13 protein-coding genes are annotated in these 15811 nt (G+C 57.8%); 10 read left to right on the forward strand and 3 right to left on the reverse strand.

What is annotated here, in order from left to right; translation table 11 throughout:
* Nucleotides 1-119 precede the first annotated feature (119 nt).
* Nucleotides 120-3692, forward strand: coding sequence for a hypothetical protein (locus DRW39_RS21455; RefSeq protein WP_116109270.1), 3573 nt, complete (start codon nucleotides 120-122; stop codon nucleotides 3690-3692).
* 1097 nt (nucleotides 3693-4789) lie between these two features.
* Here DRW39_RS21455 and queA read toward each other — a convergent pair.
* Nucleotides 4790-5854 (reverse strand): tRNA preQ1(34) S-adenosylmethionine ribosyltransferase-isomerase QueA, encoded by a 1065-nt coding sequence (queA, locus tag DRW39_RS21460; protein ID WP_116109226.1) that lies wholly within the window; start codon nucleotides 5852-5854, stop codon nucleotides 4790-4792.
* Nucleotides 5855-6353: 499 nt separating this feature from the next.
* Here queA and DRW39_RS21470 point away from each other — a divergent pair, with 499 nt between their 5' ends.
* The gene (locus DRW39_RS21470) at nucleotides 6354-7604 is read left to right on the forward strand and encodes an ABC transporter permease (protein WP_116109229.1); all 1251 of its coding nucleotides are present in this window, start codon (nucleotides 6354-6356) and stop codon (nucleotides 7602-7604) included.
* A gap of 39 nt (nucleotides 7605-7643) precedes the next feature.
* Entirely contained in the window at nucleotides 7644-8105 is a 462-nt protein-coding gene (locus DRW39_RS21475; protein ID WP_116109231.1) for a DMT family transporter, read from the forward strand.
* 3 nt (nucleotides 8106-8108) lie between these two features.
* Here the strand turns inward: DRW39_RS21475 and DRW39_RS21480 are convergent, their stop codons facing one another.
* Nucleotides 8109-8861 (reverse strand): septal ring lytic transglycosylase RlpA family protein, encoded by a 753-nt coding sequence (locus DRW39_RS21480; protein WP_116109233.1) that lies wholly within the window; start codon nucleotides 8859-8861, stop codon nucleotides 8109-8111.
* Nucleotides 8862-9204: 343 nt separating this feature from the next.
* Between DRW39_RS21480 and DRW39_RS21485 the strand changes: the two genes are divergently transcribed.
* From DRW39_RS21485 to DRW39_RS21505, 5 genes are all read left to right on the forward strand, one after another.
* Entirely contained in the window at nucleotides 9205-9765 is a 561-nt protein-coding gene (locus tag DRW39_RS21485; protein ID WP_116109234.1) for an RNA polymerase sigma factor, read from the forward strand.
* 5 nt (nucleotides 9766-9770) lie between these two features.
* Complete coding sequence (locus tag DRW39_RS21490; RefSeq protein WP_116109236.1) at nucleotides 9771-10526, forward strand: tetratricopeptide repeat protein; 756 nt, start codon at nucleotides 9771-9773, stop codon at nucleotides 10524-10526.
* A gap of 9 nt (nucleotides 10527-10535) precedes the next feature.
* Entirely contained in the window at nucleotides 10536-11012 is a 477-nt protein-coding gene (gene folB, locus DRW39_RS21495) for a dihydroneopterin aldolase (protein WP_116109238.1), read from the forward strand.
* Between the two features lie 81 nt (nucleotides 11013-11093).
* Nucleotides 11094-11813 (forward strand): DUF4197 domain-containing protein, encoded by a 720-nt coding sequence (locus tag DRW39_RS21500; protein WP_116109240.1) that lies wholly within the window; start codon nucleotides 11094-11096, stop codon nucleotides 11811-11813.
* Nucleotides 11814-11831: 18 nt separating this feature from the next.
* Entirely contained in the window at nucleotides 11832-12722 is an 891-nt protein-coding gene (locus DRW39_RS21505) for a neutral zinc metallopeptidase (protein WP_116109241.1), read from the forward strand.
* On the opposite strand, the gene dusB is transcribed toward DRW39_RS21505, so the two are convergent.
* Nucleotides 12719-13708, reverse strand: a complete 990-nt coding sequence (gene dusB / locus DRW39_RS21510) for a tRNA dihydrouridine synthase DusB (protein WP_116109243.1) — start codon at nucleotides 13706-13708, stop codon at nucleotides 12719-12721. The two genes, DRW39_RS21505 and dusB, sit on opposite strands and share 4 nt — an antisense overlap.
* Nucleotides 13709-13824: 116 nt before the next feature.
* Here dusB and DRW39_RS21515 point away from each other — a divergent pair, with 116 nt between their 5' ends.
* Both DRW39_RS21515 and DRW39_RS21520 read left to right on the forward strand, forming a co-directional pair.
* Complete coding sequence (locus tag DRW39_RS21515) at nucleotides 13825-14901, forward strand: L-dopachrome tautomerase-related protein (protein ID WP_116109245.1); 1077 nt, start codon at nucleotides 13825-13827, stop codon at nucleotides 14899-14901.
* A 151-nt stretch (nucleotides 14902-15052) separates the two neighbouring features.
* Entirely contained in the window at nucleotides 15053-15811 is a 759-nt protein-coding gene (locus tag DRW39_RS21520) for an enoyl-CoA hydratase/isomerase family protein (protein WP_116109246.1), read from the forward strand.

Here is a 15811-nt window from a genome sequence, read left to right on the forward strand (position 1 = left end):
CTTCCCCCCGACCAAATCGAAGTTAAGGCCTAACCTATCGCGGGCAATTCCGTTATCTTGCTTGACGGCCTGCTCTCACGTGCGGGATGCGGCCGGACAAACGATGTAAACGGTCTTCCATGCGTATTCTTCTTTTCTTGCTCGTTTGCTGCGCCACTTCGGTTTTGCCGGCCCAAACTTCCCGCGTGGAGTTCGGGAAGAACCGTGTGCAGTATCACAATGATTTTGACAACTGGGAGAAGTACGAATCGGATAATTTCATCACCTACTGGTACGGTAACAACCAGGGCATCGGGCAGGCGGTCGTGCAGTTTGCGGAGTACGACTTCGCCTACATTCAAAAGATGCTGGAGAGCCGGCTGAACGAGAAAGTACAGCTGATCACCTATCAGGACATCACCGACGTCAAGCAAAGTAATATCGGAAACGAGGAGGTATTCGAGTTGACGGGCAATCAATCGCTGACGACGAATACCAGCTACCTGTCGGGTACCCAAGCTAAATTTTTGGGCAACAAGGCTTTCGTCTACTTCAACGGAGATCATACCGACCTGCGGCGCCAGGTACGCGAGGCGATGGCCAGTGTGTACATCGAGCAGTTGCTTTACGGCTCTACCGTACAGGAAGTAGTGCAGAATGCGGTGTTGCTGAATTTACCGACCTGGTTCAAGCCCGGGCTGGTAGGCTACCTGGGGCAAGACTGGAGCTCCGAGCTTGATGACCAGCTGCGCGACATCCTCGCCACCGGTGAGTACGATGATTTCGACGACCTGGCTGCGGACTATCCGCGCTTGGCCGGTCATTCCATGTGGTACTACATCGCGGAGAACCTGGGACGGCCTACCGTCTCTAATCTGCTGTATCTCACACGCATCAACCGATCCGTAGAAAACGGCTTCCTGTACGTACTCGGAAGCAATTACGAAACGGTGCTCTACAACTGGCAAGAGTTCTACCTGAACCGCTACAATGAAGATAGCCGGGGCCGGAGCCTTCCCACGGAAGGGGTGCTGGAAGTAAAGAATAAAAAACAGCTTCCGGTTACCCAGTTGAAAGTGAGCCCCGACGGCCAGCGCGTGGCATACGTGCTCAACGAGATTGGCAAATACAAAGTCTATTTACAGGATGTGAATACCGGCGAGCGGAAGATGTTGCTCAAAGGTGGCCAGCGCAACCTGTTGCAGGCGACGGACTACGCCTACCCGATCATCGACTTTTCGCCCACCAACCAGGAATTGGCGATAATGTATGAGTTCCGCGATCAGCCGAAACTGATGCTCTACGACCTCAATACCGGTAAATCGACAACGGACATCCTGGGCATTCGCCTGGATCGGGTACTCAGCATGAAATACGCCGACCCGAGTAACTTTCTGATCACGGCCATCGCGAACGGATTCAGCGACGTCTACCGCTACCTTCCCGCATCGCGTCAGGCGGTGAATATTACCAACGACCATTGGGATGACCTGGACGCCACCCCGGTCAATGTAAAGGGACGTCGCGGTGTGGTGTTTGCCAGCAATCGTCCGGACACGTCTCTGCTGGCCACCCGGCTCGATACGCTCTTGCCCATCGACCATTTCGACCTTTTCTACTACGATCTGGAGAATACGCCGGGAGAACTGGTTCGCATAACGAATACCCCGCTCGCGGATGAGCGACAGCCCGCCCCGATTGACGACGAGCATTTTGCCTACCTCAGCGATGCCAACGGCATTTATAATCGCTACCAGGCGCACCTGGAAACCTACCTCGATCATTACGAGCAGACGATCTACCTGCCGGACGGCACGGAAATCGTAATGCATGGTGATTCCGTCCTGGAAGCCCTCGACACCATGGAGGTCGATTCCATCGTCATTAACCCCATCTATAAAGAGCGGGCCATCACGGAGGCAATGACCGACTATGCGACCAACATTCTCAAGTTGGATGGTAGTCAGACGATCAATGTCGGAGTGGAAAGCTACATCGACCAGGGGACGACCTACATCCGCCGCTTTAACTTCGACACCACTGCTGCCCGGAACCTGACGCCCACGGCCTACCGCCGCCGTAGCTACCAAGCCGCCGGACAAATCGTACCGCAATTCACCAACCAGGTGAAGCGGCCCCAGGACGGCATCATGCGTCCGAATAAGATCAATCCGGAAAACAGCCTCAACGACGAAGGGCTGCTGTTCCAAACCCGTTTTGAGGACACGGTCGCCCCGCCCCCCGTAGAGGAGGTCCCCGAAGATATTCTAGCGGAACCCGAAACCACCGACGTTCAGGGTATACCCGCGGCACGGCCGGATTCGACCGGCACCCGCCCCCCGCTGACGGTAGTCGGCCGGGATCGGCAGCGACGGAGCCCCGGTTCCATCTTTCAGGGAGAGCGCCCGGTTGCGGAACTAAACCGCATCTATCGGTTCCGCCCGGGCCAGGTCACCTCCTACCGGACCACCTTCCGCGTAAATTACGTGAAGACGACGGTCGACAACGAGCCACTCTTCAACGGCATGAACGTGCTGGTGGCCAATCCCGACGGCTACACGCAGCAACCGGTCGGCATCCTGCTCAAGGGGAACGTAACGGATCTGCTGGAAGACTACAGCATCACGGGTGGCGTGCGGATCCCCACTAGCTTCAACGGTACCGAATACTTCCTTACCGGCTCCGACCTCAAGCACCGCCTCGACCGAACCTATACTTTCTACCGTCGTAACCGGCGGACGCAGCAGGGCACCTACACCAACTCCTTCTTCGACCGCCCCCGGCTCGTCGAGGAAAACACCCTGATGGCCCAGTACGGCGTACGCTATCCGCTGGACATCTTCCGCAGCGTACGGGCGACCGGGACTATCCGCCGCGACCGCGTCCAGACCCTGCCGACGGAACTGGCCGCCCTCCAGAGCGAACCGCTCAGCACCGAGCGGGTAGGATTACGATTGGAATACGTCTTCGATAACACGCTGATCCTGGGCACCAACCTCCGGATGGGCACCCGCTATAAATTCTATGGGGAGGTATTTAAAAGCTTTAACCTTTCCTTCGACGAGGGCTTCGATTCCCAGTTCGAGCCGGGCATTCTCGGTATTGTAGGGGTGGATGCCCGGCACTACCAACGTATCCTGAAGCGGAGCATCATCGCCCTGCGCGTGGCGGGTGCGACCAACTACGGTCAGCAAAAGATTCTGTACTACCTCGGCGGCGCGGATAATAGCGTCATCAACAACTTCAACGACGGCATCCCTACTCCCCAAACCGGCGGCTTTGTGTTCCAGGACCTGGCGAATCCGCTCCGGGGATTTGACATCAACATCCGCAACGGGGGAACGTATGTGCTGTCGAACGCCGAGTTACGGGTCCCCGTATTCAACTATCTGTTCAACAACTTGCGTTCCGCTTTCCTGCGCGACTTCCAGCTCGTCGGATTTTTCGACGTCGGCACAGCCTGGGCGGGTAAAGATCCCTTCGACGCGGATAATCCCGTCAACATCACCGAATACCCGGAAGAAAATGCTGACGGTTACAGCCCGGTCCGCGTTCGCGTGCGTCGCTTCCGCGAACCCATTGTCTACGGCTACGGCGGGGGTATCCGCACCACCCTATTCGGCTATTTCATCCGTGCCGACTACGGTTGGGGCGTTGAAACAGGCAACCGGCAGGCAGGGAAGTTGCACCTTTCTTTGGGGCTGGACTTTTAGGGGAAGGGTTGAATTCGTGAATTCGTGAATTACTGAATTAGTGAATTACTGAATGGCTGCCGCACGGCTCTGGCTTGGCAGGGGGTAAAGGGGATACGGGGCTAAGGGGAAAAGAATGGCGACTCAGCTCGCGGGATAGGGACTGAATTGGTGAATTATTGCATTAGTGAATGGCTGCCGCACGGCTTTTGTAGGAAGGGGTGAATGGGATACGGGGTAAAGGATGGTAGCTCTGCTCGCTTCGCTCGTGGGGGAGAGATTGAATTGGTGGATTAGTGGACATTTGAATTAGCTACCGCAGTCCGCTGCTCGCTGACGCTCGCTGTCTGACAGGTACGTACTGCTAGCGTGATCACGAACGAGTAGTCATCGCTATCCCAATTGTCCGCTTTTGGAAGTACCTCTTTGCTCAACTAGGGGATGCAAAGAATATTTCTTACTGTTTCCGCGGGCATGGCCTCTGAAGAACTTTCGTGTATCACAAATAGTGAACCCACTACGATCGACTATCATAATTGATCGAGAAGATACAAGCAGGTTGCTTCCAGGCTGCTGCGTATTTATGCTGTCAGGAAGCCCCCCCCGATAGCTGGCCAGTCTTTATAGCGATTGAAATGTGTGTCCAGCGTGTGCCTTCAATTGCATATTGATTCAATAGGGCGGTTTACACCGGCAAAAGAAGGTAAGCTTGCGACCTCTGGCTGTGGTACACCTTCAACGTGCGGCAGCCATTCACCAATTAAAAAGGCAGCGCCTTCACCAATTGAATCCGGCAGTGCCTCCAACATGCGGCGGCTATTCACCAATCCAAAAATTCAGCCCTTCACTAATTGAATCCGGCAGCGCCTCCAATGTGCGGCAGCTATTCACTAACTCAAAAATTCAGCCCTTCACCAATTGAATCCGGCAGCGCCTCCAATGTGCGGCAGCTATTCACTAACTCAAAAATTCAGCCCTTCACCAATTGAATCCAGCAGTACCCTCAACGTGCGGCAGCCATTCACCCATTCAAAAATTCAACCCTTCAACAATTAAAAAGGCAGCGCCTCCAACGTGCGGCAGCCATTCACCCATTCAAAAATTCACTAATCCAGTCCTTATACAATAAGCATCGCGTCCCCGTAAGCGAAGAACTTATACTTCTCCTTCTGGGCCTGAGCGTAGGCTTCGAGGATTAGATCGATCCCGCCGAAGGCGCAGGTGGTGATGAATAGGCTGCTCTTGGGGAGGTGGAAATTGGTGAGCAGGTGATCGGGGATGTGGAAGTCGTAGGGGGGGAAGATGAATTTGTTGGTCCATCCTTCGTTGGTGGCCAGCAGGCGCTCGGCGCTAACGCTGTTTTCCAGGGCGCGGAGGGAGGTGGTGCCTACGGCGCAGACCAGGCCACCGTCCTTCTTGGTCGCATTGACGGTCTCGACGGCAGGTTGCTCGATCTTGTAGTACTCGGCGTCCATCTTGTGCTTGGACAAGTCCTCGACCTCGATGTCGCGGAAGGTACCTAGCCCCAGGTGAAGGGTGACCTCGGCCTTCTTAATGCCGGCCAGTTCCATGCGCATGAGGGTCTCGCGGCTGAAGTGTAGTCCGGCCGTGGGGGCGGCTACGGCTCCGACTTCCTTCGCGAAGACGGTCTGGTAGCGCTCGGCGTCGCGGCTATCCGCTTCCCGCTCGAGGAGTTTGGGGAGGGGCGTGTTGCCGAGTCCGTGGAGCTCCTTGGTAAATTCGTCGTTGGGTCCGTCGTACAGGAAGCGGATGGTACGGCCCCGACTGGTGGTATTGTCCACTACCTCGGCGACCAGGCGGTTGTTGCCCCGCTTATCGTTGAAGTAAAGCTTATTGCCTACCCGAATCTTCCGGGCGGGATCGACGAGGACGTCCCAGAGGCGGGCCTGGCTGTTCAATTCCCGCAGCAGAAAGACTTCGATGCGGGCCTGGGTTTTTTCCTTCAGTCCGTACAGACGAGCGGGAAAAACTTTGGTGTTATTAAATACGAGCGAATCGCCTTCACCGTAGTAATCCAACAGATCGGTAAATTGCTTGTGCTCGATCTCACCCGACTCCCGGTTCACCACCATCAGTCGGCTATCGTCGCGGCGCTTACTTGGTGTGCGCGCGATCAGTTTATCGTTCAGCTCAAATTTGAATTGCGACAGTTTGGTCCTCATCCCGGAAATATGTTTTTCTAGCGTATATACGAAACAGCGCGCAAAGGTAAGGGATTCTCACGAAAGTAGAGCTCCCTGCGGTCGTGGTAGAGGCCTGCGGCGGTAGAGCTGCCTGTGGTCGCAGTAGAGGACTACGTCGGTAGAGCTCCCTGCGGTCGCAGTAGAGGACTACGTCGGTAGAGCTGCCTGTGGTCGCGGTAGAGGCCTGAATAGTGACGATGAGCAAGTACATAACCTACCGGCATAAGCCTCTACCGCGGCGATAGCCGCTCTACCATCGGCAAGCAAAGCAAGCCTATCTCTACCGGCGTAGCCCTCTACCGCGGCGATAGCCGCTCTACTATCGGCAAGCGAAGCGAGCCGATCTCTACTGGCGTAGCCCTCTACCGGCGTCAGCCCTCTACCAGCGTCCTCCCTCATCCGCTCATTCCTCCCGTTCGTCGAGAACATTTTACCTGCGCCCCGCCGCCCCTTACCTTTGTCGCTCAACTTAGCGCACATGGTTTTATCGAAGGTTATCGCGGAGAGCTTCCGGCAGGCGCGGGCTCAGTTGTTTGGAAACAAACTGCGGACCTTCCTGTCCTTGCTGGGTATTTCCATTGGCATCTTCTGTATTATTGGCGTACTGTCTGCCGTACAATCGTTGCAGGATAACGTATCGGGCAGCCTGGCCAAGCTGGGGGATGACGTAATCTACATTGATAAATGGCCCTGGCGGGATAACAGCGACGACTGGTGGGAATATTTCCAGCGCCCCTACCCCGACTACGCCGACTACGAAGCGCTGCGCGACAATCTGGCTACCGGTCAACTGGTCAACTACTGGACGGTACCCGATACGCGGATCATTAAGTACCAGGGTAAAGCAGTGGAGGGCGGCTACCTGTTCGTGACCACCTATGAACTGGACCGGCTCTTCAATATTGAAGTGGACCGCGGCCGCTACTGGTCGACTACGGAATACCGCAATGGTAGCGACCGGATTTTGCTGGGGCATTCGATTGCCGAGCAGCTATTCGGTCCCATCAACCCGATCGGAAGGGAGGTGAAGATGCAGGGCCGTAAGTACCAGGTGATCGGCACACTGGCGCCGGCGGGAGACGACCTGATCAATCCGCTCGACTTCGACGACGCCATTATGGTGACCTATAACAACGCCGCCCGCTTCATTAATCTAGACAACCGGAACCGCTACGGGGGGACCATCGGCGTCAAGGCCAGGGAGGGAGTAGACATTCAACAATTGGAGGACGATATTCGGGGTATCCTTCGCGCCAACCGGCAGCTGCGCCCCCGCGAGGACGACAATTTCGCGCTCAACAAACTCAGCATGACCGCCGATGCGCTGGGCAGCTTTTTCGGCGTCCTGAACCTCATCGGCTTAGTCATCGGGGGCTTTTCGATCATCGTGGGAGCCATTAGCGTGGCGAACATCATGTTCGTCAGCGTAAAGGAACGCACCAGCCTCATCGGCGTCAAGAAGGCACTCGGGGCACGGCAGTACATCATCCTGCTCGAGTTCCTCACCGAATCGGTTATCCTCTGTATTATCGGCGGTATGATCGGGCTGGCCATGGTCGTGGGGGTTACTTCGATCCTGAATGTCTTTCTGCCAACCTTTCAAATCACCCTCAGTCTGTTCTACGCCGTTACCGGGGTCGTCATTTCGGCGATCGTTGGCGTGCTGGCCGGGCTGATACCGGCTCTGCTGGCTGCCCGGATGGATCCGGTAGAAGCGATGCGCAGCTAGTGCCGAACAATCTACCGGCCGGCCGGGGTTGCTCTGACCATGCAGCAAGCCTTATTCGTTGCGGGGGCCTTCGGCGCCGGCGCCCTGGTTTCTCTTTACCTGACGGTCAATTCCATGGTGACCGAAAAAGTGGGTTCCCCCGTGCAGGCCAGTTTACCGTACTTTCTTCTCGCCTTTACGGTGACGTTGATTGTCTTTCTGATCCGTGACTCGCCGGGGAGCCTGCCCAAATTTTCGGAAGTCCCCTGGTGGGCGCTACTAACCGGGATCGGCGGAGCGACGGCCGTCCTGCTGTCCAATTACCTGATCGAGGAGATCGGCCCGGACCGCTATTTCGTGGCGGGGGTGGCCGGCCAGGTGATCGTTTCGGTCGCGCTCGCGCACTACGCCTGGCTGGGCGTGGAAGAAAACGCGATCAACTGGCAGAAGGTAGTGGGCGTACTGCTCTCCATTGGCGGCGTACTGCTGGTCGCTCTCGGTAACGCAGCCTCGGCGGAGTAGCGGCTACTGGACGCGGCGAACGGCGGCGTCGGAGAAACCCGCCTGGCGGACCCGCTTGCGGAGCGCTTTGGCCTCTTCCTGAAAAAAGAACTTGCCGGTAAAGACCCGATTGACCTTCCCGACCTTCGCCATCCACGCGTCGGTAAATCCGGCAGCGCGTAGTCGCTCCAGCATAGCTTCGGCGTTGGCCACCTTGCCGTAGGAACCTACCTGAACGCCGAACAGCATAGCATCTTCCGAAAAAATTTCGGGTGTTTCTTCAACCTCTTCAACGGGAATGGAGCCGGCCTTGGCGGTCACCTGGGTTGGAGCTACGGGTGGTCCGGCTTCCGCCTTTTCCCGCTCGGCCCGGGCCCAGGCACCGCGTTCGCAGGTCGGCCCGTCAGTACCCAGTTCGATAACCCGTAAGCGAACTTTGGCTACGCCCATGCGGAGGAGGCCGATGTCGTCGGCGGCGGCACGGCTCAGGTCGAGGATCCGTTGCGGGTGGTGGGGACCACAGTCGTTCACGCGTACCTCCACGGATTGCCCGCTAACCACGTTCGTGACTTCCAGCCGGGTGTTGTAGGGATATTCCTTACTGGCGGCGGTGTAGGCTTCCTTATCGTAAGTTTCTCCCGTACTGGTCGGGAGAGCGTGAAAGCGATCGGCGTAATAGCTGGCCATGCCCTCCGTCTGTTGGGCACCGGCGGGTATGACCATCGCCAGGAGGATCAGCAGCGATAGGATACGGGCAAGGTGGGAAGAGGTAAGCATGTACTGGTATTAAGAAGGAGAAATAGCTCATTAGAGCTTCGTGTAGATAAATAATGTACGTACCTGTAACAAAATGGTTCGCCCGGTCATTGAGGGGAAAGCGCTTGATCAGGTCTGAAGCATCGGCTGGCAAACAATCAACTTCAACCGGTTCGGCATTCAAAACAGGGAATAGTAGCCAGGCTGCATTTTCCCAAACACGGATGAAGAGCCGCTTGATATTGTCTCGATTTCAGTCAGCTATTCGGAGCCGAATTAAGCGGCAAGCCTACCGAAGGTGGGAATTAGTACACGAAAACACTACATTTGAGTTAAACCATTTTCATCACGTAACGGCAGTCCGATGCAGACGCAACTAGAGGATACCCCCCTGTTCGAAGCCATCAAACGAGGAGAACATCACCGTATTGATCAGCTTTATCTGCAACACCGGGATGCCTTCGTTACCTACGCCCAACGTCAGTTGTACGCTACGGAAGCGGATGCGGCCGATTGCTTTCAGGATGCTGTCATTGCTTTCTATAAAAATATCGTAAGCGGCAGATTAACGGAACTAACGTGTTCCATCCGGACTTATCTCTTCAGCGTCGGAAAACGGCTTGTCTACCGGCGCAATCAAAAGCGGCAGCGGGAACGCCCGACCGACCACGAAGAGGGTATCAATCCGGCGGACGAGTTGGACTGGAGCCTGATCGATCGGTTCGAACACGCCCACCAGCGGGAAATACTGCAGGCGGCCATGGATAAGATCGGTTCTCCGTGCCGGGAAATTCTGACCCTGTACTACTACCACCACTATCCGATCGAAAGCATTGCGGAATCCGTAGACCTACCGTCGGCGGGCGCCACGCGTATCAAGAAAATGCGTTGTCTTAAAGAGCTGAAGAAGCTCGTCAAACCCTGACCCTCATGAAACCTGAAGACCAGCAAGACCGAATCGATGCCTACCTCAATGGCCAGCTGGCCGACCCGGAAAGCTTCGAGCGGGAAATGGAAGCGAACCCACAACTGCAAACTGAAATGGAAGCTACCCGTATGGCCCTGGACGCCATCCACATCAGCGAAACCGCCCGCCTGAAGCACCGCCTCCAGGAACTAGAAGCCGGGCTGCGGGGAAATCAGGATCAGCCCCAGGCCAAGGTCGTATCCATCAACCGCCGGCGCGGCAAATCCTGGTATTCGTACGTCGCCGCCGCGGCAGCAATCCTCTTATTGGCGGGCTATTTTATCCTGCGCCCCGCCGCCCAAAACGATGCCGTGCTGGCCATGGCGGCCTACGAGCCCTACGACAATATTGCCTTCAGCATTACCAAGGGGGGATCGGACGAGGTAGACCGGGCCGACGCCTACATCGCCTACGAACGGGCGGACTACCCGGCCGCCGAAGCTGCTTTCCAGGCCCTGTCGAACCCTTCCCTCCCCGACCGCTTTTACCTGGCCCAGAGCCTCCTCGCCCAGCAGAAATTCGCCGAATCGGCCACCCTATTCGAGGAGCTTTCCACGATGGACGACTTTAATCTCCACGAAGAGTCCGAGTACTACGCCGCCCTGGCCCGCCTCGGTATGGGCGAACGGCAACGCGCCGTGAGCAGCCTGGAACGCATCACGAGCGACGCCAACCACGCCAGCTACGCCGAAGCCACCGAACTGCTCGAGCAGCTGTAAACCACCCGTATGACCTCCAAGATCGGACTCGAAGACGTCCGTTTCCACGCCCCCCACGGCTTCTTCGACGAGGAGCAGGTGATGGGCAACGAATTCAGCATCGACGTGACCGTGGAGGCCATGGTTATGGACGCCGCGGAGCACGACGACCTCGGCGGGACGGTCAACTACGCTACCATCTATTATCTGCTGCAGGCGGAAATGAAAAAACCTACGCGGCTGCTGGAGGCGCTCGCCCACCGCATGGCCGGGCGGATCAAAAACCAGTTCGACGGGGTGCAGTCCGTTACGCTGAAGATCCGCAAACTGCACCCCCCGCTCGGTGGGCGCGTCGGGGCGGCCTTCGTGGAGGTGACGCTATCCGATAATGCGCCGGGCATGGCTGCCGTCCCCGGCCAACATACCTTCGAGGACGACCCGGACGATTACGATGATTCCGGATTCGGAGACGGTGGAAATTTCGACTTTAGCAAGTTCAATCTTTGATTCGCCTCACCGGCATTCGTCGGGCTTGCAAACCAATGGGGTGATTTCCGGCTTATATGAAGGCCTCACCGAATTCACTTTATGCGCCGCAGCCTTCTCCTACTCCTTCCCCTCCTCCTGTTCGGATGTACCAGCCAGCAGATCAATCAGACCCTGCAGACGGTACTTAACGGCGGGTTATCCTCCCAGGACATCGCCAGCGGTCTTAAGGAAGCACTACGCATCGGCGCGCAGGAAGGAGCCTCGGAACTTTCCCGCGAGGGTGGATACTACGATGACCTCACCTACCGCATCCTGCTCCCCGAAGAAGTGCAACGCGTGACGCAGCGGCTGCAGGCCGTACCGGGCTTCAGTGACCTGGAGGCCGTCATCCTGCGGAAGATCAATCAAGGTGCCGAGGATGCCGCCACCAAGGCCGCCCCCATCTTTGTAGACGCCATCCGGTCCATGTCGATTCAGGATGCAGTGGGTATCCTCCGGGGAGACAACAATGCCGCCACCACCTATCTCCGGCAGAATACCTCCCAGGCGCTCACCGCCGAGTTCGCGCCGGTCATCAACAACAGCCTGGATAAATACGACGCCAACAAGCTCTGGCTGGATGCGGCCACCGCCTACAACAATTTCCCCCTTACCCGAAATAAGGTGGAAACCGATCTGGGGGCCTACGTGACGCAGCAAGCTCTGGACGGCTTGTTCAAAAAGGTAGCTCTCAAGGAAGAAGACATTCGGGAGAATGTCTCGGCTCGCACCAGCGACCTGCTGCGGCGCGTATTTGCGCAGCAGGATGCCGTCAATTAATCACAACCAACACACACTATGAAAATTAAGGGTAGAAGAAAAAGCAGTAACGTCGAAGACCGCCGCGGCAGCGGGGGTGGCATGATGGGCGGCATGGGTAAGACCGGCAGCTTCGGCATCGGCACCGTCATCATCATGATCGTCGTTTTCTTCCTGGGCGGCAATCCGCTGGATTACCTGGGGATAGGTGGCGGCGGCGGCGCCGCGCCAGCACCCACCGAAACCACCCGGTCGGAAGGCGGAATAGCCACCGGCGAATCGAACGCCGATATCGTGCAGGTCACCCTGCAGGAAACCGAGGACACCTGGAACCGGCTCTTCCCCCAGCTTTACAACGGACAGTACCGCGAGCCCGTCCTCGTCATGTTTGAAGGCCAGGTACGCTCGGCCTGCGGCTTTGCCAGTGCCGCTACCGGACCGTTTTACTGCCCCGCGGACCAGAAGGTCTACATCGACCTCAGCTTTGCCGACCAGCTGCGACAGCGCTTCGGGGCTCCCGGCGACTTCGCCCTCGCCTACGTGATCGCCCACGAGGTGGGGCACCATATCCAAAATCAACTCGGCTACAGCCAGCGCGTCAGCCAGGCCCGTAACCGGATGAGTGAAGAAGATGCCAACGCCATGTCCGTCCGCCTGGAGCTACAGGCCGATTACCTCGCCGGAGTGTGGGCACACGACGCCAAGCAGAACGCCGACCTGCTGGAGCAAGGCGATATTCAGGAAGGCATCCAGGCCGCCACGGCTATTGGCGACGACCGCCTGCAGATGGAATCCCAGGGCTACGTGGTTCCGGAAAGCTTTACCCACGGCACGTCAGAACAACGCGTCCGGGCCTTCACCGCGGGATACCAGACGGGTGACGCCAGCAAGGGGGCACTCGATAAGTACTTCAGTTCCCGGAACCTCTAAGCATTTACTTCGCCGTACACCTCCCCGATCTCTTCGAGGGTACCGTAAAGCTTTTCGGTGTCGAACTCCGTGACCAGCACCTTACGGTACTGCTTGATGTGGGGTAGCCCCCGAAAATAGTTGGTGTAGTGGCGGCGCATTTCCAGGATGCCCAGGGTCTCGCCCTTCCAGTCAATGCTGCGATCCAGGTGCTCGCGCGCGGCGGCCACCCGCTCGGCTACCGTAGGTGGATCGAGGTGCTGACCGGTGGCGAAGTAGTGCTTTATCTCCCGAAAGATCCATGGATTACCGATAGAGGCCCGGCCAATCATGATGCCATCCACGCCGTAGCGATCGCGGTAGGCGGCGGCTTTTTCAGGATTGTCGATATCACCGTTACCAAAAATGGGAATGGTGACGCGGGGGTTCTCCTTGATCTTGCCGATGAGAGTCCAGTCCGCCTCCCCCTTATACATCTGCTTACGGGTACGCCCGTGGATGCTTAGTGCCTTGATACCGACGTCCTGCAGGCGTTCGGCGACTTCCTCGATGTACTTGGTTCCGTCGTCCCAGCCCAGTCGCGTCTTGACGGTGACGGGCAGGTCGGTGCGGTCCACGATCGCTTTCGTTAGCTCGACCATCTTCGGGATGTCCTGCAGGATACCGGCGCCGGCCCCCTTACAGACGACCTTCTTGACCGGGCAGCCGAAGTTGATGTCTAGCACCTCCGGCCGCGCTTCGGTGACGATATCCGCCGCCTGCACCATGCTGTCCAGGTTGGCACCGAAGATCTGTATGCCTACCGGCCGCTCGTAGTCGTAAATATCCAGTTTGGCGACGCTCTTGGTCGCATCCCGGATCAGTCCTTCCACACTGATGAACTCGGTGTACATCATGTCGCAGCCCTGTGCCTTGCAGAGGGCACGGAAGGGTGGATCACTGACGTCCTCCATAGGAGCGAGCAGCAGGGGGAATTCACCCAGTTCAATATCGGCGATCTTAACCAAGGCGGAAAGCTTTTCGGGGTTGGGGCAACACGTAAAAGTACAAATGCGCGGCGGCAATGGTTGGACGGACCGGGAACCCATAAGCTCACGAATGAGTTAGGAAGCAAATATCACCCGTGACCCCTAGCAAACTTTACCATCTCCCCTTCCTGCTTAGCCTCTTCATTTTTGCCTGCGGCCCCGCGCCCGAGACGACTGACGACGCCGGGTCAGGCTCCCCGCAACCGGAAGCAGCGGCTACCCCGGAATTGGTCGCGGAAATCGAAGGTGTCCAGGTGACGGGCATCACGGCGACCGACGGGGGGCGGATATTTCTCACCTTCCCCCGCTGGCGCAAAGGCGTGCCCTATACCCTGGCGGAACTCGTCGACGGCTCCCCCCGCCCCTACCCCGACGCGGCGATTAACAGTTGGGACGTCGGGCAACCCGCCGGCGATAAATTCGTCAACGTACAGAGCGCAGTGGCCGCCGGCGACACCCTCTACGTGGCCGATACCCGCAACCCGCTGATGGAGGGGCTGATCACGCCGCCACAGATCCACCTGTACGACCTGAGCACCAACGAGCGGGTAGCTTCGTATGACCTTCCCCCGGGTACCACGGTTCCGAGTACTTACGTCAACGACCTGCGTATCGACCAGCGGCGTCAACGGGTTTACTTCACCGATTCCGGGCAGGGAGCCCTCATGGTGCTGGACCTTACCAGTGGCGACAGTTGGCGGGTCCTGGACGGGCACCCTTCGGTGCAGGCCACGCTCGATAGCCTGATCATCGACGGCACCCCCTGGACGCGGAAGATTCCTTCCGACGGCATCGCAATCGACTTGGTCAACGATCGCTTGCTGTACCATGCACTCTCCGGTTATACGCTATATGCCATCCCCCTATCCGTCCTGGCCGACCCGGACGCGGAAGATCCAGGGGGTGCCGTATCAAAAGTAGCCACTACGCCCGCCTGCGATGGCATGTGGCGGACCGGCGGACAAACGATTATGGCCGACCTGGAAAAAGAAGCCGTGGTGACCGTGACCGACGACGGGCGCGTGACCGTGCTGGCCGAGGGCGACGCGGTCGGCTGGGCGGACACCTTCACGGAGCACGACGACTGGCTATACTTCACGAATTCCAAGCTACCGGAAAGCGATTCGACGGTGGCGGATATTAATTACCCGATCTGGCGCATTCGCCTCTAGTGTAGACATCGGATGTGGCAGGGGCCGCCAGATTGGCTATTTAACTCATTACCGGCAACCTATACTTTAACCATTTGTCTATATATGCCAGATTGACGGAAAATAAGCACCTGACACATCCGATGTTTCACCAACCCCCTACCTTCACCCCATGAATAACCAAGGCAGCGTCATCTCCGACCACCGCGACAACTGGGTCCGGATCGTTTTCTCCCATCCCGCACACAACAGCATGCCCGGTCACCTACTGGCCGAGCTCGTCAATCACATCGACGCGGCGGGGCGCAACGATGAAGTGAAGGCCATTCTCCTGCGCAGCGCCGGAGAGGAGACCTTCTGCGCCGGCGCCAACCTGGACGAGCTGCTCGCCATCCAGGATGAGGATGCGGGACGGGAATTCTTTATGGGTTTTGCCAACGTCATCCTGGCCATGCGCCGCTGCCCAAAACCCATCGTGGTTGCCGTGCAGGGTAAGGCGATCGGCGGCGGGGTGGGTATCGCCGCGGCGGCCGACTACTGCCTCGGCTGTCGCGCCGCGGAGGTAAAACTGAGCGAGCTGGCCATCGCCATCGGTCCCTTCGTAATTCTGCCGGCCTTGGTGCGTAAGATGGGTGTCGCAGCCGCTTCCGAGCTGTGCCTCGATACCCAGTGGCACGAGGCCAAGTGGGCCCGCGAGAAAGGATTGTACCAGAAGGTGTACGACGGCCCGGAGGAACTTTACCGCTTCGCCCGGGTGTTGGTTATTCGCTTGGCCAGCCACAGTACCACCGCCGCTACCCGCCTGAAGCGAAGCCTGTGGAGCGGTACGGACGACTGGCCGCAACTCCTCGCCGAAAGGGCCAGCGTGACCGGGCAACTCGTGCTGGAACCGGAGGCGAAAGCCGCCCTGGCCAAATTCAAAAAGAAGTAA

The sequence above is a fragment of the Lewinella sp. IMCC34191 genome (assembly GCF_003390935.1).
Lineage (GTDB): Bacteria > Bacteroidota > Bacteroidia > Chitinophagales > Saprospiraceae > Neolewinella.